Origin of the sequence: Rossellomorea sp. YZS02 (genome assembly GCF_033963925.1) — a bacterium.
Lineage (GTDB): Bacteria > Bacillota > Bacilli > Bacillales > Bacillaceae_B > Rossellomorea.
The window spans coordinates 374,615-396,360 of sequence record NZ_JAXBLY010000001.1; the positions used below are offsets into that span (position 1 = coordinate 374,615).

The window sequence follows — 21,746 nt, forward strand, 5'->3', positions numbered from 1 at the left end:
TAACGACTTTTCGTCATCGTGCATGATTGTTCTGCTCACAGCCCTGTCACACTATCAAAAACGGCAGGCTCCCCATCCACCAGAACGTGAATGACGTCTTGCCCTTGATCTCTTGTTAAATAATATACTTGTTGCTTCACTTCATTTTTTTGTGCATTTGATGTGCTGAACATGATCGTGACCGTATCGTCTTTTGACTCAACATCTGCGTCTACTTCCCCACTTGATTGAAATACGATATATGAACCTTTTTCCCCTTCGTCCATCAGCTGAAGTGTATACACCGGTTCGATTTTGTTTTGTACTTCATCGGGGACATTTTTCACTTTACTAAAGCTTAATGTTGATGAATCCTTTGATGAGTTACATGCGGTTAGAATCGAGAGCATTAAGATGGTTATTCCAACTATTTTCTTCATGTACACCCTCCTAGGGCCCTGTCCCACAAGCCACTTCATACTTCTCACTCTCTTTCAGCTTTGCATAACAAATAGTGGCCGTCTCACCAGTCGGACTATTGTAGTCATACCAGTACACATCGTATTGCTGTCCATATTCCTGATCCTGATACTCGCCTTTTTTAATGAAGGCAAAGAAGCTTTGATAAGGGTGGCCATCCTTGTAAATCGCTTCTCTCAAAGCAGACCTCGGTGAATCCGCATGATGGACCTTTGGAGCAAGTATTGGCGGCAGGACCAACAACGCCACAACAACCAGTAAACTTATTGTTAAAATCTTTCTCCTCTTTTTCACATTGTCCCTCTTTTCTTTCCTTCAATCCAATCTATTCCAATTATTCCAAAAACTCTTTCAATAGACAATCGGTTTGTAAAACTTTTATCAATTTGAAATTCACCATTTCCACTTCCTACCATCCATACTATAATACTATATTGTGACAGGAATATTTTTACACAAATCTCTACCTTACATAAATTTAACATGTTATTAAGAATACCTGACCCTGTTGCACCGTAAAATGAATTTTGTGGCAAGATGAATTACGTCTCAAGACCTAGGGGAATATTGGCCTGGAGGTGGCTGTGATACCGTCCGTATTACAGTATCTTAGAAAAGAAGGTTCACAACCAAATCAGTAATTGGGGGGAAACACATGCAAACTTTAACAAATTGGGTATTCCGCAATAAGGCAGCCATGACACTATTTATTATCATCACGTTGCTTATCGGCATCATTAGTTATTTCCGTCTGCCAATGGAATTCTTGCCTGAAGCGGATAATCCACAAGTAACAGTCGTCACCCTGGGACAGGGGTATGACGCAGGCTCCATGACAACCAACATCACGGAACCCGTGGAACAGGCCGTCGCATCCATTTCAGGAAAAACATCGATCCTGTCCACCACCGGGGAGGGATATTCCCAGGTTACCATCAACTTTGATTCAAAAAGCGACATGAAAGAAGCTAAAAATAAAGTGGAGGATGCCATCAAAGGGATACGGCTTCCAGAGGGAATCGGAGAACCACAAATCTCCCAGCTGAATACCTCGATGATCCCTATCGGCCAGGTATCGGTGACATTTGATGACGGATTGACGAAAGAGAACCTGGATCTCGTCAATGACGAATTCAAGCCGCTGTTTGAGAATCAATCCGGCTTGTCTCAAGTAACTCTAGCCGGTGAAAACAGTGCCCGGGTACAGATCAATCTTGATCATGACAAACTCGAGAAGTTACATATCCCGGTTAACTCGGTCATGGGAGTGCTTCAAGGGCAAGATGTTTCTGCCTCTGCCGGAAGCACCACGATCGATGGTCAGAAGAGTACGATCAACGTCACGGATAATTTGACTTCCGTTGATGCATTGAAGAACTTGTCCGTTCCGTTACAAGTCCCGAATGCTCCTGTCGTCAAACTGAAAGACATCGCAACCATTGAAAAAGTGCAAGCAGAAAACACCATCACTCGTGTAAACGGAAAAGAGGCCCTGGCCATCGTCCTGTTCAAAGAGAGTGATGCCAGTGCCGTTACGGCCGGAGAAGAAGTAAAAGACACGGTCGATCAAATCAACAAGGACTATGACGGTGTCGAAGCGACAACGCTGTTCACCACAGGGGAAATGGTGGAGAACTCAGTCAACAGTATGGTACGCGAAGTAGCACTTGGTGCATTGTTCGCAACGCTTGTGATACTTTTATTCTTAAGAAAATTCAAGCCGACCCTGATTACCGTCGTCTCCATTCCATTATCACTCTGTATCACGCTATTCCTGCTCTGGTTATCCGGAGTAACACTGAACATCCTTACACTGGGAGGAGTCGCGGTGGCGGTCGGACGACTGGTCGATGACAGCATTGTCGTCGTCGAGAACATATTCAGGCGCAGCCAAAATGAGAAGCTGACCAAACAGAATGTTCTGCTCGCGACACAAGAAGTGTCCCGTGCAATTACGTCATCCACTCTCATTACAGTGGCTGTGTTCCTGCCGATGGGACTCGTCAATGGATCGTTGAAAGCGTTCCTGCTTCCGTTCGGCTTGACCGTTACGTATTCGTTACTCGCTTCCCTGCTTGTCGCCGTTACGGTCGTGCCATTGTTAAGCCGTGGCATGTTGAAAAATACAACTCTGCCAAAACATCACACGCCGCACCGTTATGTAAATGTGCTGCGATGGTCACTCAATCATAAATGGGTTCCGATCCTATTAGCCATTCTTGTATTTGGAGGATCCATCGCACTTTATATCACTTTACCGAAAGCAGCAACGAGCGCGAATGACGCATCGTTTGTAGCAGTCACGATGGAATTCCCGAGTGCTACGCCGCAAGATACCATGAAGCAGCGTATGACAGACTTCGAAGACACCATTTCGGAGTTTGAAGGGTACGACTATATAATTACACAATACGGCTCCAGTGAAGAAAATGCTCAATACGGAGCAGTGAGTGACCCAGACACGGTTTTCTACACCGTCATCATGAAAGAAGGATCCGATGCGGAAACATTCATTGAAAAAGTGAATGCAACGAAAAAGGATGAAAAAGGTGTGACCATCACGGCATCACCATCGTCCATCTTCGGAGGCTCATCCAACTCCAGCATCACCTATGACGTCGTCGGAAATGACACGAATGAACTACTGACCACGTCCAAAACGCTCATGGATCAGATCAAAGATGTAGATGGAGTGAAGAAAGTCTCGAGCAACCAGGAAAAAACGTCTCCAGTCTTCACCGTGAACGTCAACACGGAGAAAGCGAATGCCCAGCAAACGGCTATGCAAATCCGTTCTTTATTGAACCCACAGCCGATCGGAGCCATCAACCTGGATGATGTAACGACACCTGTATTTCTGGACGCAGGAGTCAATCCTGAATCCACATCCGATTTGAAAGACTTGACGATCGCCACAAACGCAGGCATACAGCCTCTTACAGAAGTCGCTTCCATCACGGAAGAAGAGAAACCAAGTACCGTCCTGCATAAAGACGGCGACTTATATGTTCGGATCACAGCAGAAGTCGATCCTGAAGAACTATCGGTCATTTCGAAGAATATCGATACTGAAATCAAGGACATCGATCTGCCAAAAGGCGTTTCCCTTGATACTGGCGGTGCCGCTGCCCAACAGGCCGACGACTTTAAGGATCTTGGCATGACGATGCTTGCGTCCATCATGATCGTCTACCTGATCATGGTCCTGACCTTTAAGACGTTGAAATCACCATTGGCCATTTTGATCACCTTGCCGCTCGCATCAATCGGGGCCGTCCTCGGACTGCTCATTGCCCGCGTCCCTGCAGACGCAACGGCGCTTATTGGAGCGTTGATGCTGATTGGAATTGTTGTGACAAACGCCATTGTCTTGATTGACCGCGTCAAGCAGAATGAGGAAACGATGATCATACGTGACGCGATCTTAGAAGCGTGCGGTACCCGCCTCCGTCCCGTGGTCATGACGGCGATTGCCACGATCTGTGCCATGCTTCCGCTTCTCTTCGGTCACACGGAAGATGGAAGTCTCGTATCGAAGTCGCTGGCTGTTGTAGTCATCGGTGGTCTTGCCGGTGCTACGGTGCTGACGCTTGTTGTTGTTCCTGTGTTTTATGAGTTGCTGTATTTCAGGAAGTCTAAGCGGCAACGTGCTCAGCAGTTAGCAGGTGAAGAGAAAGTAGCTCAGTAGATTAACGTAAATAAAATGAAACAGGTGCTTATCCTCTAGCGGATAAGCACCTGTTTTTCTTTACTTTAATTGTTTCACATATACTGTAAATTCCTGATACATTCGATCAATGGCATCGTTACTTCTAAGAGCATGGTTTCTCATGATGCACCGAATAACCGATCTTATTAAATCATGCAAATCAACATATTCCTCAAATACCAAAACAGATTTAACATCATATCCTTTCTCAGAAATCCGGATGATGGCATCTTTTTGATCAACTCTTTTAATCTCCCATATGTACTTAACCGGTTCATCCCACATGGTAAGGCTAATTTCCTTTCTTGGGAACGCAGCCAAACCGGGTAATAATTGATAGATGGCACTTAAAAACTCTTGCAATGGATTGTGGAATAAATAAGAACACACAAATTCAAATCTGCTTTGATCAATACGTATGAAGCCTGAAGCCCAGGTCCCTCCATCAATATGTGTGTATTGAAATTCAACATGCTCTGCCAAATGGATCAACTCCAAAAGCTTACTAGATTTATCGTAACGATGGATGATGAACACCGATCTTAACTACTTACTCGATTGTATAAGTTCTCTTGAATGAACATCGAAAATGGTATAACTGATTTCAAATAAATGATCCTTAGTAACCGTGATTTCACAATAATATGGAACGGCCCTCCCATAGGAATCCAGATCAGGGATATTCCAAAAGGTATAAACGTCATCTGAATCAACCATCCGAAATATTGCTTCAGAAGATCGTCCAGATGAATCTATTTCGATTGTGCAGCTGCCTTTTGCCACGTCATAATCTTTAAGTATCATATATTTCAAGCTGGGCAGTGTAATCATAAGCATTAAAATACCTATGAGTAAGGATAGAAAGGCTTTTAAACAATGCCAAAGTGTAAATTTTTTATACTTTAAAATATAGATTAACCAGAAAAGTCCAATAAATAACAACAATGCCCCTATCGTTAACATAGCATAGTACATGTAAATCCCCACTTCTCTTCAGGAAAAACGTCAATTTTCATTATAATCTATTTACGTAAAAAGTGATTCATAAGTTTCGAGTGTCCTATATAAAAGCAGATAAAAAAATAAACCTGTCAGAGGTCTATTCCTTTACGATAATCGCTTATGGATGAATAATTTATTCAGCTGCTGATTTAATTGAAAAATTCACCTGCTGAATAAACTAATAAATTCAGCAACTGAACCTAACGATACCAAATGCATCAATTTACAAAATTTAAAGGATATCCTCCCTCTATATAGAAATTATCTTTATAGATAGTTAATAAAAGAGGAGTAGATAACAAATGATTGACCAAATCATTCCTGCAGTTATTGCTTTTATAATCGTCACAATACTATCTCCACTATTCATTTCACTCCTAAGAAAATTAAAGCTCCTTCAACCAATACGAAAAGAGCTCCCTTCCAACCATCAAATGAAAAAGGGTACACCGTTAATGTTTGGAATCATTCTCTTTATAGGAATTATTGTAGCCTTATTTTTTTCACCTACTCCACTGATGTTTTTCTTGGCCATTACCTACATCCTATTCAGCTTCATCGGTTTTTTGGATGATTTTTGGAAAGCATCCCGGCAAGATCCCGGCGGTGTATCAAGTAGAACGAAGCTCATCTTCCAATTTCTATTCACAGGTGCCCTGCTTTTCTACTTGATGAATGAACTGGGTATAAATACGACAATTGGTATCTATCAAGATTTCTCTATTGATCTTCCAATGGCCGTATATCTCATTGTGATTACGTTGTTTGTGGTGGGTTCTGCAAATGCTATTAATTTTACAGACGGCTTGGACGGACTGTTAGGAGTCGTGGCTATCCCTACATACTTTTTCTTTTTTATGATTTCAGACAGTAATGAGATCCAGCTTTTTTGTTTAATTATGATTGGCTCCCTGCTGGGCTTTCTCATTTATAATATCTTTCCAGCCAAAGCATTTATGGGGGATACAGGATCATTGGCGATTGGGGGCTCCCTCTCCTTTCTGGCTATTATCGAGAAAGTCGAGATTCTCATTCCAGTGTTATTTTTTATTTATTTTGCTGAACAATTGTCGGTCATACTGCAAGTGGCCTCGTTTAAAACGACAGGCAAACGGATCTTCAGGTTTACCCCGATTCATTATCACTATGGTATTAAATATGGTTGGGGTGAAACGACTATTGTCACCGCCTTTGGGTTTGTATCATGGATTTGTACGTTTATCTGTTTTGCTTATTGGAAGTTTATTCTTTATCCATAAGTTAACAAAGAAAGGAACTTCAATAGCTAGAAGTTCCTTTCTGTTTCGGTTATAAGACCCCAGCAAAAGGGCATATTACATCTCGAAAAAGCGATCTCTTTCGACTTTACCTACCCGTAATGCAAAGTTTTTGTACCATTCTTTTTTCCCTCTATCCTGCGCTACTTGATGAGCAGAATGTTCCTTCCAATTCTTTATAGCCTCTAAAGATTCCCAGTAGGAAACAGTGATCCCCAGTCCTTCATCCCTGGCACTCTCTACTCCTAAGAATCCTTTCTGCTGAGACGCTAACTCCACCATTTTTTCCGCCATCGCCCCATAGCCTCTATTATTCTTCGCTTGTTGTGAAGCGAATATGACAGCATAGTAGGGTGGTTCAGGAGTTTTAGCAATTCTGCTCAAGTTTAGTCCCCCTTCAGTGATTGCAGTTTCATAAGAATGTCGTCCACATTTTTATGTTCATCCACCTTAATTTCTTTCATTTTACGCCCTTCCACAATAAAGACATAGCCGAGTTTTCAAAGATACATATCCGTTAAAGATCGATTCCGAATAAATCCAAGGTTTTCATAAAGCTTAATCGCATGATTTTCTTTTAAGACAGATAGACGGGTAGCCGGGTATTCTTTACCTGATACGTTTATGGAATGGGTTAATAGGTATCGTCCAATGCCCTTATGCTGGTGTTCAGGGTCAACAACTAAGCTCATGATAAGGGGATACTCTTCGAACTCCATATGCAAACAGACCCCAACAATGTGGTTGGTGCTCTGATCGACAATCACTCTTGAGCACTCATCCATAATTTTATTGTTTTTATGATCGTCTAAGAATTCCTTTACATGTGGAATATAATCCTCTTTTGTTCCAATTTGGTTATAAGCCGGATTTGCTTTATAAGCTTTCACCAGTAAGCTCGCTATATCTTCTATACCTTCACGTGAAACAGGTTTTGACAGATAGCCTTCAGGAAGGATTGCCTTTAATGGTTCTGTCGGACGAATCATCCAGTCATTCACTTCATTGATCTGGCATCCATACTCTTCATAGGTTGGTACCTGTTCTTCTACAACCTCTCTAATGGTAATCTTCTCTTCGGTATTCGAGACCTTTTTTAAATAGTTTAAAAGCTTCTGTACCAACCCTTCATAATCATTATAGGGAGGAACAACGAATAAATCGGACATGAAATTAGGTTTTAGGAATACACCGCCAATGGTGGTTTCATCCTTCATGATGAAATATCCGCAGTCAAAGATGGATGCAAGTTCGATCAATGTCTCAGGTGACCTTCTAAAATAGTAGTCTGCGTACTTTTGTCCGTGATAGATGGAATGATATAGAACGAATTCTTTGGGTGGTTGATAGACTAACTGCAATCCGTCTTCTAAATCTATATGTTTATTTAATGCTTGAACTTGTTCATTCATATATGTACCTCCACTTATCATTCCATACTATGAAGCAACTATTGTTCTATCTGTTCAATTATTTGAATCTAAATACCTCTCCACAATCAACCTCCGATGATGAAGCTCATGCCCGGCAATGATGTACCCAATCGCTCTGGCCGTCACTTCTCCTCCATTTGCCCGACCTCTCTGTCGTAAAGCTTCATCATCCATACTTCCTAAAAGGAGAATGGTGTGTTGACGGACAAGAGATTGATGGTGCAATAGTTTCTGTAAGGTAAACCGATTGAATTTAGCCATTTTCACATACTCATCATCATGATATCCCGGCAGCATCTCCTTTTCGCCTCTACCAATACTGAGAAGGCGGTAGCACATAATACGTTCGGTGTCGGTTATATGACCGATGACTTCCTTGATTGTCCACTTGTCGGGAGCATAGCTGAACTCTGCTGCATCGTCGCTTAAATCTTTTAATAAATTCATCGTTTCTTTTTGTTGAGCATCTAGAATCTGGAGAAGATCTCCTTCTGGTACATGATTCACATATTCTTTATAATACGGTGGATATTCGTTTACCTCTGGTCTTTTAAGCATAGCTTCTACTCCCTTATTCATTTCATCTATATACCAATTATTTCAAAAAAAGTACATTCCTACAATCCCTTTATTCACCCGACAGGTATTGATATATCAGCCCTGTGTAAATGATAAAGGTGCATTTCAGTATGAAGAAATGCACCTTTTCGCTCTTAATACATGTGTTATTCAGTTCTCTTCGACCGTTCGTTTATGCTTCTCCTGGATGATTTTCTTATTTAATATTCTTACTTCCCCCACCATCAGTAATCTCATATCTTCTACGATGTAGTTGGCCAGTTCTTGATCAGAGATGTCATCTCCATCAATATCAAGACGGAAATCCTGCCCCTGGATACCACCGCCGTTGGTAAAATCGATTTCAAAGTCAAACTGAACTCGCTTATCCATTTGAAACCTCCTGTGGTCATATGAGGAACGCTTTTAGATGAATGATTGCAGTCTTACACTAAACAGCTGAAATCCTTCACCATATCATTGAATTTCTCTTGTTCCTCAACATGAGGTGAATGATTGCTATTCTCAAAAATATAAAATGTTGAATTTGGGACTAGATGAAAGATCTCTTCGGAAAACACAAACGGGCATTGGGCATCATGCCTCCCACAGAAAATGATCGTCGGAGTGGTGATTTCCGAGATGGTTCCTCTAATATCATACGCCGGAAGTTCCGTCTTAGAATAATAGTCCAGACGTTTTTGAACCACTTTGCCACTGCTCGGCTTAGAGAAGTATTCATCGTATCTTTCCGGATCATGCAAGGACATTTCCGTCCACATCTTCCCTGCCTGCCGGCGTTCTTCTTTGGTTGCCTCTTCAGAATAAAGGACCGAAACGACCTCTTTCAAACGGTCGTTATCAGGGTTCTTGTCGCAATAAATACTGTCCTGATGCTCCATGTATTCGTTTGTAGCGGAAGCACCGCCTACAATCAACCGCTTCACGGAATCCGGATGATCAGCGGCATAGTGCAGACCGAGCATCCCACCGGTTGAATGACCGGCAAAGTTCCAGTCATCGTACCCGAGAGCCTTGCGAATCGCTTCTAAATCTTTGCTTGTCTCACTCATGCTCAGCTCATCTTCGTGCTTCACTTCAGTGGAATTCCCTGTTTCTTTCAGGTTCACAAGGTACACTTTAAAATCTTCCACGAACCTGTCAGCGAAATGGTAACCGCGCTCGTTAAACTCACTATATAGATGAGTCACACATAAAGGTTCCCCACTCCCCGCTTCAAAGATTTCGAAAACCCCTCGATTTGTTTGGATCAGCTTTTGTTCCCACATATATTTTTCCCCCATTCTGTTTTGTCTGTATCGGTTTTTTGATTTTTTTGGGTAATTTATCTTATACACTACTTATTAGACGGAAGCCAAAATGGAATAGTTTCAATTATTCTGTTAACTTCGTTTTATTTTAAAATTGGTACAATTGCAGATCGTCATCTACCTTATATAGAACCGCTATTTGAGTCGACCCAAGCGGGGGTTGTAGTCATATATACGTCTAAAGAAAGAAGAAAGTTTCGAAAAAAGGAGAAAATTCCGAGAAGATAGTCAGAGGGGGAGGAGAATGGATTTTTAACTTGAATGTAGTTATAGTATGGAAGATTTCAAGTAGGCGACAGGAAAAATTCTCACCTTAACGTGCCCGAATTTCACAATAAGGTCTTTCATTGAATGCAGTCAAAGATAGAGGAGGAAATAGAATGTTGAACTATTCAGGTGTGACCTTCCAGGTTCGAGTCACAGATTATCAAGAAGGTTTTAAATGGTACAAGACACTATTCAATCGCGATCCAGACTTTATCCCACATGAGGATTTTGCCGAGTGGGAAATCGTGAAAGATACCTGGCTGCAGGTAGCTAAAGGAGAACCGGTGAAAGGAAATGGTCCAATGCGTTTAGGAGTTCAAGATATCTATTCCGAACGTGAGAGATTAATGAAAACACTGAATATGTGGATGGAAGAAGTCCAGACCCGGGAAGGAGTTCCTGCTGCCTGGTGTTCGTTCAGCGATCCGTTTGGTAACTTAATCGGCTTGTTTGAAGAATTAGAGTCTTAACTTTAGAGCGGGATCACCCGCTCTATATCTGCCCGCCTGATCGGCAGGACCTCACTGTTTCGACAAAACGGAGGGCAGCTGGAGGCAGGGACTGTTCACTATCCAGACTCACTAAGGCGACTTCCCTGTATAATGTCGGCATATCTTCCGGTTCTAGCCGAACCAAGGTCCCTTCTTCTAAATGGGATGAAACCATAGACTCTGTTAGAAGCGCGGTTCCACCGGAGTGCTGGACAAATTCCAATGCAGTAGCAGGAGGCAATTCGATGGAATCTCCACCAAATGACATATGGGTTCTCTGCCAATGCTTACTCTCCTCGCTCCAATCGGTCAAGATGTAGGGTCTGCTTTTCAGAAAAACATCTTCGACCCCATACCTTTCACTCTTCAATTCCTGATTATGACTGGCTACTAAGATCAGGGGTTCTTTTATCGTATAAAGCTTTTTCAGATCTTTATTGAAAAACGGAGAAGTGATCATTCCCATTTTGATGCTTCCATCATAGAGCATGTCGATGATTTGTTGGTTATGGCCGGTGTGGATGGCTATGTGGATGTCTGGAAAGGCGTCATACATTTTCCTCACGATCGAGGTGAAATGTCCGGATGTGAAGGTTGGAAGGGTTCCAATCGTGATTTCCCCTCTTTTTCCCTCCTTTATCGACAGTGCCCTTTCCTTCCCTTTCTGCAGCACTTCAAGAGCCTGCCTGGCATAAGGAAGAAATCCTTTCCCCAAATCCGTCAGCACCATCTGTTTCCCTTCTCTGACAAATAGATATCCCCCGACACCCTTCTCTAACTCTTTTATCCGCAAGCTGACAGTAGGCTGTGATACGTCCAGATATCTAGAAGCCTTACTGTATGAACCAAGCCTCGCTACAAGCTCAAATGCAATCAGCTGATTGATTTCCATCCGGATCCCTCCTTAACTATAAAAATATTTAATAGTAACTATAAATGAAATAGGATTGTTTAATAGTTATAAGAAAATTATAGTGGAAAGACAGAGTGAACAAAAGGAGGGATTTACGATGAATGTGAAAGGAACATTACAACACATCCTCGATCATCAGTACAGCCGGCCAGCTGGGATCCTCGGCTGGGTGATCGGGGAAAAAATGATCCGTCAGCATAAGCCTGAAACCCTGTGGACCATTGAAAAACTACAGCTTCAGGAGAATGAACGGATCCTTGAGATTGGATGCGGGGCAGGATTTGCATTGAAACAGATTGCTTCATTGAATGTTGGTCACACGATGACCGGGTTAGACTTGTCAGAAACCCTTCTCCAGTCAGCTGCATTACGAAACAGAAAAGCCATCACCCAAAACCAAATGGAGCTAGTTCACGGAACGGTTGAAGAAATGCCTTTCCCAAATGAACAATTTACAGCGGTATTCAGTATCCATTCCATTTATTTTTGGGAGGATCTGTTCAAATCTTTTCACGAAATACACAGAGTGCTGACTCCTGGAGGGACTGTCCTGATGACACTTTGCGATGGAAAAGACGGGGAAGACTGGGATTCAATCAAGAAGATGATCAGGGATGAATTGCTTCCCTTAATGAAACAACTGAAGTTTAAGGATCTTTGTGTACTGGAAGGACCCGTCTCGCGTGGGTATCATACGGTGGGTGTGTATGGGGTGAAATCTTGATGGTGTGATATTCATTATGAAAGATCCATGGGGCAGGTTGGCAGAATCTATGACCTGGAATGGCCCCCATCGGATTTTTTCACGTCCCAGTTACTCCATACGGAGCTTTTTTCTTAATCGAAAAATCTTGAAGGGATATTCTTTTCCAATCCGAATATTCGGTTAAACTCCCAATACTGCCCTGATATCCCGATCAGGACTGGCGATTCAAAATAGCCCAGTGTATGAAGTACTTCCCCTTCACTATTTTTAAATACTAGTTTGTAAGGTGGAAAATCGCTAAGTTTTAAAGCGTTCGTCGAGAGCGTATCAGCTTCATTTAAGTCATCAATTAATTCGTTAATAAACTGTGCATCATCTATCGTACCAACGTGCTCCTCCGTTTCCCACGTAACCATTTCGATTTCTTTTACCTTTTCGTTCATACCTAAATTATTTTCTTGCGGACTTACTTTCATTGAAAATATGTATAAGAGAATAGTAATGAGAAGAAAACTTCCGATAGAGAGGATCAGCTTTGTCAGAACTCTCTTTTTCATGCTCATTGTAAAAGTCCTCCAGTCATCGTATTGATTACTCTTGTAAAAGGAGCCACGAGGCTGCTACAAGTCAATCCCCATCCGCCTGACCTTTGTCTTAAGATTCATTGACTCATAGAACTTAATAGCAGCTTCGTTAAATTCCCACACACCGAGTTCCAATGAGTCCGCTTCAATATCCTTTGCAAACTCTAAAATCTTTTCAAAAAATATCTTTCCTAGTCCTTTTCCTCTGTAGACGTGATCGACACCAAAGTCGTCCATGTATACAACTTTCTTCGAAACAAGGATGGGTCTCTCCTCTGTGTGCTTTATCGTAATAATTGTATAAGCGATCGTTTGATGATCTTCCAGTAAGAATACCTTTGTGTTATCCTCCTCGACCAAACGGCTAAAATACGCCTTATCTAATGTAGTTTCAGCCATTCGATAATGGTCCGGCCTTTCCTTTGTATGCATTTCATGAACTTGTTTCTGAATGTGATGAACCGCATCATAATCATTTACAGTTGCTTCTCTCATTAATACATTCAATATGCTTCCCCCAGGTAATTTATTTAGAGTAATCTTTATTCCTTACGTTAAAAATATAAAAATAATGTTACCAATGAAATACAATGCCGGTAACGCACTGATGATAAACCCCAACACTGCTGATTTTCTAATAAAAGAAAGAACAGAACCGATGATCCATACTCCTATAATGAGTAGAAAGCCAGGGTAAACAAATGTATGGTCGGTATAATTCTCTCCTAACCCTCCACTTGCCATAAAAAGAGTAATGGGGATCGTGATGACTCCGGTTATGACAAGATGAAAGATCCGATATAGTCTAAGATTCATTGAATCCCTCCTCTACTAATCTTTTACCTTTTATTAAACCGATCCGTCGATTCCTCTAACATCTCATCATCTAATTCCTCAACAACCTCTTGTGTTCCGTCTTCCATCACGATCTTCACTTCTACATCCTTTTCATCACTGACTGCATACCAAAACCGTTTATCACCTTCCACCTCAATGATGTTGGCTTTCTCTCTTCCTGCAAATACTTCCTTAATCGAAGAATCACTGATTGCCCCGGAATAGATGTATGGTTCCTGGTGCATGACCGACCATTTGACAGGTGTATCCCATTCAGCACCTCTCGTTTTTTTCCAATTCCAATGGCTATCCTCTTGTTTAAAATAGGCGATAAATATTTGCTCGCCTCGGGGATTGTTTTCTGTAAATACGGCAATCGCATCGTTTGGTTGGACGACCTCTTCCTCTTTGTAAACAAGAGAATAGGAGTCTTCTGACACTTCCTTCATCTTCTGATGGAAGAAGTCTTCAAAGGTAGGGGTATTGGAGCAGGCTGATAATAAGGCGATGAGTGTGAGTACACTAAGTGAAACAACTTTTTTAATGGTCATCATCCTCTTTTCTAATTGGATTCCTCATCATCTTGATTTAAGTCAATGAAAGTCTACCCCATTCACATTACAATCGTTATAAAAGTGATTGGGAGGAGGTATTATTATGAAAGTAACGAATCAAAACATGCAGCAGAAAGCAGCCATCTTCTCAGGTATCGCATTGCTTGTGATGGCATTTGCTGCATTTTTTGCTCAAGGGTATGTTCACAGTTCATTGGTCATGGATGGTGATCCGGCAACCACATATGAAAACATCCATGCATCACAATCGTTGTTTCGCTTTGAGATACTCGGGTGGCTAATAATTGTCATTACGGATGTAATCGTAGCATGGGGTTTTTATATGTTCCTGAAATCGTTCCATCCTGGATACGCATTGTTAGCCGGTTGGCTTCGTTTGCTTTACACAGCCATTCTGGCCATGGCGGTTTCACATCTGGTAATTACCAGTCGGATGATTCAGGAACCAGTCTCAGGCATGTCACAGCAGGTGATGGGTTCCATAACAGCATTTGAAGCAATCTGGTCATTTGGATTAATCATATTTGGGCTCCATCTGATCGCAGTAGGTTTCATCGCAACAAAGACAAAAGTGATCCCAAAAGTGCTTAGCATTCTATTGATTTTAGCTGGCTTCAGCTATTCGCTCATTCATTTCCTGTACGGTTTTATCCCAGAGGTTAATCGTTTTACAGGACTACTGGAGCTGATTTTCATGGCCCCGATGTTTATAGGTGAATTGGGTTTTGGTATATGGCTATTGGTAAAAGGAAGGAAATTGACAACACAATCAAGGTGACTTGGCTTCCGACCGTTTCTTGATACGGCTTAAAGATTCCGGCTTGATTCCCAGGTAGCTTGCCAGCTGGTACTGGGGAACCCGGTCAATTAAATCCGGCCTTTTTTCTTTCAAAGCATGATATCGCTCTTCTGGTGTCGAAGAGATGAAGGAGGAGAAATCATCCCTCATAGCACCCATATCTTCTTGCATCATTTTACGGGTCATCACCTCCAGCACTGGATGTATGTCGTAAGCTTCCTGCTCAGTCGCTAAATCACCCACAACAAGCGTGCAGTCTTCCAAACAGCTGAGAAAGTATTTTGAACCTGCATCAGCACCTTGCTGAGGAAAGATCGTGACACTTTGTTCTTCCGTAAAGAAATTGACCGTATTCTCAACCCCATTTTCATTTACAGCGTACTGTCGTACACACCCTTTTAGAACAAAATAACACTTGTCGGGAACTTCTCCCTGATGTAAAAGGATCGTTCCTTTATTAAACGTAGCAACCGGAACATCTACTGTTAGTTTTTCCAGCTCCGGTTCACTAAGATCGGAAAAACGTTTCATATATTGGATAAGGACTTCTTTCATGTCATTCTCCTTCCTTCGTACTGTATTTATGCTTTAACTATAGTAATATTTTACATGTATAGAAGTGGAAAGAAAGCCATGCAAGTGAATTTCTTTAAAATGATGAACCTGATAAAAAAAATGAATAGAATGGTCATCTTCATTAGTAAACTGAATAAACGAAGGTGTAAGCTAAATTCTGTAATTCTTTAATAAGGAGGAGATACGTTTGGACCTGTTTTTCTTTATATCCGTCATTGTTGGGATGACGTTTATCTTTTTATATTTTGTGATCCGCTATGACTTAAAGAAGAAGAACGTCGAGCTGGAACAAAGTAAAGTAGAACTGGAAAAGATGAAGTTAGAACTCAGCAAAGAACGTAAAGAACAAGATGGTGATGAGCGTTAAGAAAACGATTCCTATAAAAGACCATTCGCATACACATTTTATAAAATGACAGTATTTGAATGGTCTTTTTTATATGGGTTAATCCCCCTTATCCAGAAAGGTTTCTACTTCCATATCGGTTAACCATCGGTCAATGGCCTTAACCGGGAAGTAGTATTCATACCCCCATTTCGATGTAAGAAAAACGAGCCTTCTCCTTTGATGGAGAGGCTCTTGATCACTCATAAGAAATGCATTTCCGGCATTACCCATTCAGTATTTGATATTCCTCTCCCAGAATAAAAATATAGTTATTTTCCTTATGAGATCTATTTCTGCTTATGCTTTTTATACCTCTTTTCATTTGTTATCCAAGATGTCACCGATAAAACCACGCCAAGGAAGATGGATTGATAAATAAAAAGGCCAACGGTTAATGGTGTGTTGAAAAGCACGCTGAACAGTAGTAATGTCAGAAAGCACACGAGGCCTGATAGGAGGGACTGAGAGACCATATAGTTTAGTTTCCCTTTTTCTCTTATCCTTTCCCACTTTTGCATATACTCGCTCATCTCTATTTACCCCTTTCATTCACCCTTTCAATAGCGCTTCCCCTGAAGCGATTTGCACAATTTCATTCATCACCGATTCCACTTCTTGATGCTCCCTGATCACAAATAAATAATCCGCTTCCCCTTCTTCAGGATCTACAACATCTTTACTCATCGAGCCCCCCTGTTGGCTGATCAGTACTTCCTCAAAGGTTGAGTAGGATCGCCTGAGAATATTTGTACTCCGCTTGCTGTTCCTTACTCTTTCCAGAAGGATATCATCCGGGATATCAAAGTGAACCAAGGTCCGGACAAACTCATGTTTATCATAAATATCTTCGAGCAAATACGTTCTCCCTTTTTTGGTGCGATTGGCACTGCAGGTGATAATATGGCCATCCGTGTGCTTCTTGGCGTATTCCACAATCACCTTAGAGATTGAATGCTTTAGAAAATTAGGTCCTTGTTTTGGTAATAGATTTTGATAATATGTATTTAAAAAATCAGCCGTATTGTCCTGGTCCATGATAATTGAATGGTTTAACTTGTTTTCTAACGCTTTTGCGAAAGTTGTTTTTCCGCTATGTGTTTTACCTACTGTGATGATGGCTAATCGTTTCATGGAGCCTCCTGTTTTCTCAGCAAAGTATTATTTCTTATCGTTTTCCTGATCTGCCAGAAGTTTATCTAATTTTTCCTCAACACGTTTCAATCTGTTATTTCTCTTTCTTAAAACAACGACTAATAAAATAATGACTGCTGGAATGGCCAAAAGAAATAGAAAAGAAAATAACTGAAAAATAATATCACCTGTATTAATTGTGGCTGTTGATTGTGCTGATGCCAGTAAAAACATAAACCTACCCCCTCAGAGTTTCTCCCTCTATTAATTGATGTCCGGTTCATCTCCATTAATTAAGTAATGAAATAGCTCCTTAGTGCATTTTGGATCTGCATTTTTAGCTAATGCCTTTTCAAACAGGTCATAAGCTCTCTCATCGTGATCTTTTAGCCAATTAAAAGAACGTTTAGGTCCCAAATACCATAAACCCCTTAATTCAAAATATATTTCCAAGCTGTCCTTAAGTGCCCAGTGAAATCTATAGTTACCTTCAATATCATTCTTACAGGACCGCAAATACATTTTTCTCAGCCAACTCTTCAAAAAATCCTTCTCAGTGTCAGAAAGTTTTCTGGGGCCTTCATTCAAAATACGCTCAATACTCAATAAGAATTCTTCAGCAAGATTCTTATTATCTATTAATATCTTACCTTTATGTACATGCAAAAATTGTTCAGGATTTTTCATTCTGTCTGTATCGTATATCCAAACATCTAATGGTTTCCCTTCGAATATTTCAACATCATTCCGATCATCGTCCACTGTGTCTGAAAAACAGATGATATCGATATCGCTTTCTTCTGTAAAATCACCTCTGCTATAAGAACCGTAAAGAATGACAGTGTGACAATGATATTTATCCATCAAATAACGTTTCACGTTGTTAACTATTGTTTCACCCATTTGCCTTTATCTCCTATCTCACTCTTAATGACCTATCCCTCATTATACCTTCCACAAATAACCATTATTTCAAACTTTCTTACTTTTGACAATATACGGGTGAGGGAAAATGAAGCAACTAAATCGGTGGTGTTTATCTCCCCAGACGTTAGATTTTTTTCCTAAAAGAATAACACCATTTCTCATAGCCCATTTTGCTTTCATAAAAGCGGTGAGCCTCAGTTCTCATGATCCCTGACTCTAACGCGACGTACTCTGCTCCCGTCTTTTCCGCATAGAAATGGATGTATTCCAGCAACCGCTCCCCATGACCACTTGATCGCTGAGAAGGACTTGTAACCAAATCATAGACGAATAAATGATGTTTGTTATAAAAGTTTATCGCCTTTCTTACCCCGGCCAATGAGATGATCTCATCTTTAACCATGAGTGCAAACAATAGATACCCCTCTTTCCTCATGTCTTGGGCAAACTCCATATACCTCTCAAGCGTCAAATCTGTTCTTAACTGTTTCATGATCTCAAATGCACTTCTCCACTCCTCATTGGTTACCAATTGTTTGATTATTATAGAATCCAACGGTATTTCCCCCCTTTTGGTTGTTGTTTTTTATTCGCTTTTAAAGCAATCAAAGCCCCAACACACGACATCAAACATCCCACTACTAAAAATACGCTCAGTTCCGTTTCACCGATGATGACCGAGGCAGCTCCACCAACGGCAGGAAATAAAGCTACCATGTAGCCACTACTCCCTGCTCCCATCTCACTCACCAATTTCAAATAAAACAGCCAGGCGAAAAAGGAAGCAAACAATGAGAGATATACAACCGCCATCCAGTAGGAAGGTATGGCAGGAAACGTCATCTTGGTATCCTGCATTGATATCACAGTCCCAAGGAATATGCTTGCAGCCGTAAATCCAATGACATTTGAATAGACTGGATTAATCCCTCTGTCAGCATTGATGGAGGAACATACATCACCTATGGACGTGATGATGGTTCCGGTCAATGCGAAGAGGATTCCTTTCATTGATAAGGATTCAGGATCCTCCATGAGGGTTGGAAATAACAATAGAAACACTGCGATGATTCCTAGTGCTCCCCCTATGCCCAACCGTATGCTCATAGGTTCTTTCTTCACTAAAGCAAGGGCTACCGGTGTCAACACCACTTTCAGTGAATAGATCATCGTGACGATAGCCGCTGTACTCATGATGGTCCCATAATAAAGAAATAAATAACTCCATGCGAAATTGCATAAGCCAAAGAGGATAACTGTCAGATAATCTTTCTTCTCAAGTGTGTAAAAAGGCTTCCGCACGAAGAGAAGCAGAGCGAACAGAAGCGTTGTGATGATCAAGCGGTAGAATAACGATAGCTCCAAAGGGACCGGCTCCCCTTGAATCTTAACCGCAATAAAATTCAACCCCCAAATCAATGTGCAGAATCCAAACAATAACTTTGTCATATGATTGCCTCCAGTAGATGTTTTCTCCACTCATTATTGATTTTCACTGTCATTTCTAAAAGGGTCAGTTTACAATAAACGTACATGACAGATAGGAGGAATCAAGATGTTTGAGCTTTTATTCAGTATCAATCACGACAGCCCCACTCCTATGTATCATCAAATCTACCAGTATTTGCGTACTCAGATTCTATCTGGCAAAATAGCTAAAAACACAAAGCTACCCTCTGTCAGGCGTTTGGCTGAACAACTGAATGTAAGTCGGAATACGACACAAGTGGCGTATGAACAGCTGCAATCAGAAGGGTATATCCGGAGTGAAAACAAGAAGGGCTATTATGTGGAAGCTATGATTCCCGATGACTTGCTTGCTTTTGACACAAAGAAACAATCTGTTTCTGGTGAACCACTAAAGAAACCTGAACTCATAGATTTCAAGCTTGGGACAGTGGACGAAGCGAACTTTCCATTTAAAAAGTGGAGGATGCTCACAAACAAAGTGATGAAAGACCCGGACATGTATTCGTATGGAGATAAACAGGGAGATAGATGGTTGCGGATGGAATTGGAGGATTATCTGTTCCAGTCTAGAGGAGTCAAGACGAGTGCGGACCAGATCATTATAGGGGGCAGTACCCAGCAGTTATTAGTATTAGCATCACTCCTCCTGAGAGATACCGTTCAATCGATTGCCGTTGAGGATCCCGGGTATGATGTAGCAAGAGAACTGTTCAGTTTAATGTCCTTTTCCGTCCATCCGATACCAGTTACAGAAGATGATGGCATGATGATCGATCCATTGCTCTTGGCGGACACCCGATTGGTATATGTGACGCCTACCCATCACTTTCCTTTTGGCGGGACCATCCCGGTCAGCCAACGCGTTCAATTGCTCCAGTGGGCTAACGAGGTGAATGGATATATCATAGAGGATGATTACGATAGTGAATTCCGATACATTCATCATCCGGTCCCCTCACTGCAGAGTATCGATTCTTCGCAAAGGGTGATCTATATGGGTACCTTCTCCAAAGCCCTGCTCCCAACCATCAGGGTCAGTTACATGGCCTTACCGGAAAACCTGATGATGGAGTATCGAAAAAACATGGCGGTATTCGAACAAACCGCTTCTGCCATCCATCAAAGAACGCTGGCTTTTTTCATGAGTGAAGGACATTGGTACCCCCATTTAAGGAAGATGAAGGCCATATATAAACGGAAAATGAATTTACTCATCAATGAATTAACGAAGCACTTTGGGGATGTCATTACTATAAAGGGTGGTCATTCTGGTTTATTTATCATCATGGAAGTGAAAATAGATGTAAGTGAAGAGCAGCTACTTGTGGATGCCTATGAGGGAGGAGTCGTTTTATATCCTTGTTCCAGATACTATGTTAATGAGCAACCTGTCTATCCACATGTGCAGATAGGGTTGGGGAATCTATCTGAGGAGGAGATTGTTGGCGGGGTTTCTCTGTTGGCGAGTGCATGGTTGTGACGATATTATATTTCAGGCGCACTTCCCTTTGAAAGCACGCCTGATTTCAATTGAAACCTTCTCTTTATCCTGGTCCCAAATATCATCTAAATTTTTAGTTCATATTTCCCGCAAGTATATGTATCAATCCCTCAGCCGTTTCTTTTTTACTGGCATACTTTCGTGGCGATTGACCTTTTGATACGATATAATGCTCTGCTTCTTCCCCATAAAGTGAACCTGTTTTATTGGCAACCATATATTCCGCTCCGGAAGTCTCCATTCGGAGGTTCGCCCTCTGAAATAAATAATCCGGATCATCCGTATGTTCTAACTTAAATCCGACAAGTAACACGTCAGGATTCCATGTTTTTATTTGCGATAATACTTTCGGTGCCTTTTTAAAGCGAATAATTGGAGGTTCGTCACTGGACATCTTTCCTGTCTCCAGTACCGGATTCCCTTGTTGATCCAATACTTTATCAACCACCCAATCTGATCCGGCAGCTGCCATGATCACAACGTCTACAGGTTCAGATTGTACAATCTTTTTGATTTTTTCTCCTAAATCCTCAATACCCTCGAACGGAATGAGTCGCATTTTAGGATGATGTTCGGGGAGCTTTGCGAAATAGCCGTGTAAATAAATCACCTCTGCCCCCTGTTTCAAAGCTTCTTCAGCTAAATAACACCCTATCGCACCTTTTGCTAAATTAGTGTGTCCTCTGACATTGTCCCACTTTTCAAGCGTCCCTCCGCTTGTTATTAACATCTTTTTTTCTTTTAGATTCATAGATACATCACTGCCTTATGCATATTTTTATCTGTCAGGGAGCTGACCTGGTTCACGGTAC

30 protein-coding genes are annotated in these 21,746 nt (G+C 41.4%); 7 read left to right on the forward strand and 23 right to left on the reverse strand.

Features of this window, described 5'->3' with window-relative positions; genetic code table 11:
- Positions 1-35: 35 nt before the first annotated feature.
- On the reverse strand, positions 36-419 hold the full coding sequence (locus SLH55_RS01900) for a hypothetical protein (RefSeq protein ID WP_320322412.1): 384 nt from the start codon (positions 417-419) through the stop codon (positions 36-38).
- Positions 420-429: 10 nt separating this feature from the next.
- Positions 430-753, reverse strand: a complete 324-nt coding sequence (locus SLH55_RS01905; protein ID WP_320322413.1) for a hypothetical protein — start codon at positions 751-753, stop codon at positions 430-432.
- A 361-nt stretch (positions 754-1,114) separates the two neighbouring features.
- Between SLH55_RS01905 and SLH55_RS01910 the strand changes: the two genes are divergently transcribed.
- Complete coding sequence (locus tag SLH55_RS01910) at positions 1,115-4,147, forward strand: efflux RND transporter permease subunit (RefSeq protein WP_320322414.1); 3,033 nt, start codon at positions 1,115-1,117, stop codon at positions 4,145-4,147.
- A gap of 60 nt (positions 4,148-4,207) precedes the next feature.
- On the opposite strand, the gene SLH55_RS01915 is transcribed toward SLH55_RS01910, so the two are convergent.
- Both SLH55_RS01915 and SLH55_RS01920 read right to left on the reverse strand, forming a co-directional pair.
- Positions 4,208-4,651: a hypothetical protein gene (locus tag SLH55_RS01915; protein WP_320322415.1), complete on the reverse strand. Its 444-nt coding sequence runs from the start codon at positions 4,649-4,651 to the stop codon at positions 4,208-4,210.
- A 63-nt stretch (positions 4,652-4,714) separates the two neighbouring features.
- On the reverse strand, positions 4,715-5,143 hold the full coding sequence (locus SLH55_RS01920) for a hypothetical protein (protein ID WP_320322416.1): 429 nt from the start codon (positions 5,141-5,143) through the stop codon (positions 4,715-4,717).
- 329 nt (positions 5,144-5,472) lie between these two features.
- Between SLH55_RS01920 and mraY the strand changes: the two genes are divergently transcribed.
- On the forward strand, positions 5,473-6,429 hold the full coding sequence (gene mraY / locus SLH55_RS01925; protein WP_320322417.1) for a phospho-N-acetylmuramoyl-pentapeptide-transferase: 957 nt from the start codon (positions 5,473-5,475) through the stop codon (positions 6,427-6,429).
- Between the two features lie 75 nt (positions 6,430-6,504).
- On the opposite strand, the gene SLH55_RS01930 is transcribed toward mraY, so the two are convergent.
- The 5 genes from SLH55_RS01930 to SLH55_RS01950 form a co-directional block, all read right to left on the reverse strand.
- Complete coding sequence (locus SLH55_RS01930) at positions 6,505-6,831, reverse strand: antibiotic biosynthesis monooxygenase (RefSeq protein ID WP_320322418.1); 327 nt, start codon at positions 6,829-6,831, stop codon at positions 6,505-6,507.
- A gap of 116 nt (positions 6,832-6,947) precedes the next feature.
- Complete coding sequence (locus SLH55_RS01935) at positions 6,948-7,859, reverse strand: GNAT family N-acetyltransferase (RefSeq protein WP_320322419.1); 912 nt, start codon at positions 7,857-7,859, stop codon at positions 6,948-6,950.
- 54 nt (positions 7,860-7,913) lie between these two features.
- Entirely contained in the window at positions 7,914-8,438 is a 525-nt protein-coding gene (locus SLH55_RS01940; RefSeq protein WP_320322420.1) for a DinB family protein, read from the reverse strand.
- Between the two features lie 171 nt (positions 8,439-8,609).
- The gene (locus SLH55_RS01945; RefSeq protein ID WP_320322421.1) at positions 8,610-8,831 is read right to left on the reverse strand and encodes a cyclase; all 222 of its coding nucleotides are present in this window, start codon (positions 8,829-8,831) and stop codon (positions 8,610-8,612) included.
- A gap of 53 nt (positions 8,832-8,884) precedes the next feature.
- Positions 8,885-9,727 carry an alpha/beta fold hydrolase gene (locus SLH55_RS01950; protein ID WP_320322422.1) on the reverse strand — a complete coding sequence of 281 codons (843 nt, stop codon included), beginning with the start codon at positions 9,725-9,727 and terminating at the stop codon, positions 8,885-8,887.
- Between the two features lie 422 nt (positions 9,728-10,149).
- On the opposite strand from SLH55_RS01950, the gene SLH55_RS01955 reads away from it, so the two are divergent.
- On the forward strand, positions 10,150-10,506 hold the full coding sequence (locus SLH55_RS01955; RefSeq protein WP_320322423.1) for a VOC family protein: 357 nt from the start codon (positions 10,150-10,152) through the stop codon (positions 10,504-10,506).
- A gap of 22 nt (positions 10,507-10,528) precedes the next feature.
- Here the strand turns inward: SLH55_RS01955 and SLH55_RS01960 are convergent, their stop codons facing one another.
- Complete coding sequence (locus SLH55_RS01960; protein WP_320322424.1) at positions 10,529-11,419, reverse strand: LysR family transcriptional regulator; 891 nt, start codon at positions 11,417-11,419, stop codon at positions 10,529-10,531.
- A 118-nt stretch (positions 11,420-11,537) separates the two neighbouring features.
- On the opposite strand from SLH55_RS01960, the gene SLH55_RS01965 reads away from it, so the two are divergent.
- Entirely contained in the window at positions 11,538-12,164 is a 627-nt protein-coding gene (locus tag SLH55_RS01965; protein ID WP_320322425.1) for a class I SAM-dependent methyltransferase, read from the forward strand.
- Between the two features lie 113 nt (positions 12,165-12,277).
- On the opposite strand, the gene SLH55_RS01970 is transcribed toward SLH55_RS01965, so the two are convergent.
- Genes SLH55_RS01970 through SLH55_RS01985 form a run of 4 tightly spaced genes read right to left on the reverse strand, consistent with a single transcriptional unit; the run spans position 12,278 to position 14,118 of the window.
- Positions 12,278-12,709, reverse strand: a complete 432-nt coding sequence (locus SLH55_RS01970) for a hypothetical protein (RefSeq protein WP_320322426.1) — start codon at positions 12,707-12,709, stop codon at positions 12,278-12,280.
- A gap of 57 nt (positions 12,710-12,766) precedes the next feature.
- Positions 12,767-13,237 carry a GNAT family N-acetyltransferase gene (locus SLH55_RS01975; protein WP_320322427.1) on the reverse strand — a complete coding sequence of 157 codons (471 nt, stop codon included), beginning with the start codon at positions 13,235-13,237 and terminating at the stop codon, positions 12,767-12,769.
- Between the two features lie 42 nt (positions 13,238-13,279).
- The gene (locus SLH55_RS01980) at positions 13,280-13,546 is read right to left on the reverse strand and encodes a hypothetical protein (protein ID WP_320322428.1); all 267 of its coding nucleotides are present in this window, start codon (positions 13,544-13,546) and stop codon (positions 13,280-13,282) included.
- A 23-nt stretch (positions 13,547-13,569) separates the two neighbouring features.
- Positions 13,570-14,118 (reverse strand): hypothetical protein, encoded by a 549-nt coding sequence (locus SLH55_RS01985; RefSeq protein ID WP_320322429.1) that lies wholly within the window; start codon positions 14,116-14,118, stop codon positions 13,570-13,572.
- Between the two features lie 106 nt (positions 14,119-14,224).
- Here SLH55_RS01985 and SLH55_RS01990 point away from each other — a divergent pair, with 106 nt between their 5' ends.
- Positions 14,225-14,920 carry a DUF4386 domain-containing protein gene (locus tag SLH55_RS01990; RefSeq protein ID WP_320322430.1) on the forward strand — a complete coding sequence of 232 codons (696 nt, stop codon included), beginning with the start codon at positions 14,225-14,227 and terminating at the stop codon, positions 14,918-14,920.
- On the opposite strand, the gene SLH55_RS01995 is transcribed toward SLH55_RS01990, so the two are convergent.
- Entirely contained in the window at positions 14,912-15,496 is a 585-nt protein-coding gene (locus SLH55_RS01995; protein ID WP_226673398.1) for a Crp/Fnr family transcriptional regulator, read from the reverse strand. The two genes, SLH55_RS01990 and SLH55_RS01995, sit on opposite strands and share 9 nt — an antisense overlap.
- 208 nt (positions 15,497-15,704) lie before the next feature.
- On the opposite strand from SLH55_RS01995, the gene SLH55_RS02000 reads away from it, so the two are divergent.
- The gene (locus tag SLH55_RS02000; RefSeq protein WP_320322431.1) at positions 15,705-15,884 is read left to right on the forward strand and encodes a hypothetical protein; all 180 of its coding nucleotides are present in this window, start codon (positions 15,705-15,707) and stop codon (positions 15,882-15,884) included.
- Between the two features lie 78 nt (positions 15,885-15,962).
- On the opposite strand, the gene SLH55_RS02005 is transcribed toward SLH55_RS02000, so the two are convergent.
- The 7 genes from SLH55_RS02005 to SLH55_RS02035 all read right to left on the reverse strand — a co-directional run bounded on the left by SLH55_RS02005 (position 15,963) and on the right by SLH55_RS02035 (position 19,412).
- Positions 15,963-16,136, reverse strand: a complete 174-nt coding sequence (locus tag SLH55_RS02005; RefSeq protein ID WP_320322432.1) for a hypothetical protein — start codon at positions 16,134-16,136, stop codon at positions 15,963-15,965.
- 56 nt (positions 16,137-16,192) lie between these two features.
- On the reverse strand, positions 16,193-16,435 hold the full coding sequence (locus SLH55_RS02010) for a hypothetical protein (RefSeq protein WP_320322433.1): 243 nt from the start codon (positions 16,433-16,435) through the stop codon (positions 16,193-16,195).
- A gap of 19 nt (positions 16,436-16,454) precedes the next feature.
- Positions 16,455-17,036, reverse strand: a complete 582-nt coding sequence (locus SLH55_RS02015; protein WP_320322434.1) for an AAA family ATPase — start codon at positions 17,034-17,036, stop codon at positions 16,455-16,457.
- 27 nt (positions 17,037-17,063) lie between these two features.
- Positions 17,064-17,270 (reverse strand): hypothetical protein, encoded by a 207-nt coding sequence (locus SLH55_RS02020; protein WP_320322435.1) that lies wholly within the window; start codon positions 17,268-17,270, stop codon positions 17,064-17,066.
- Positions 17,271-17,300: 30 nt separating this feature from the next.
- On the reverse strand, positions 17,301-17,939 hold the full coding sequence (locus tag SLH55_RS02025) for a nucleotidyltransferase domain-containing protein (protein WP_320322436.1): 639 nt from the start codon (positions 17,937-17,939) through the stop codon (positions 17,301-17,303).
- 148 nt (positions 17,940-18,087) lie between these two features.
- Entirely contained in the window at positions 18,088-18,519 is a 432-nt protein-coding gene (locus SLH55_RS02030) for a GNAT family N-acetyltransferase (protein ID WP_320322437.1), read from the reverse strand.
- Positions 18,507-19,412, reverse strand: coding sequence for a DMT family transporter (locus SLH55_RS02035; protein ID WP_320322438.1), 906 nt, complete (start codon positions 19,410-19,412; stop codon positions 18,507-18,509). The genes SLH55_RS02030 and SLH55_RS02035 overlap by 13 nt, the downstream gene beginning before the upstream one ends.
- A 106-nt stretch (positions 19,413-19,518) precedes the next feature.
- Here SLH55_RS02035 and SLH55_RS02040 point away from each other — a divergent pair, with 106 nt between their 5' ends.
- Positions 19,519-20,913: a PLP-dependent aminotransferase family protein gene (locus SLH55_RS02040; RefSeq protein ID WP_320322439.1), complete on the forward strand. Its 1,395-nt coding sequence runs from the start codon at positions 19,519-19,521 to the stop codon at positions 20,911-20,913.
- A gap of 94 nt (positions 20,914-21,007) precedes the next feature.
- Here SLH55_RS02040 and SLH55_RS02045 read toward each other — a convergent pair whose 3' ends face one another.
- On the reverse strand, positions 21,008-21,685 hold the full coding sequence (locus tag SLH55_RS02045) for a phosphopantothenoylcysteine decarboxylase (RefSeq protein ID WP_320322440.1): 678 nt from the start codon (positions 21,683-21,685) through the stop codon (positions 21,008-21,010).
- Between the last annotated feature and the right edge of the window lie 61 nt (positions 21,686-21,746).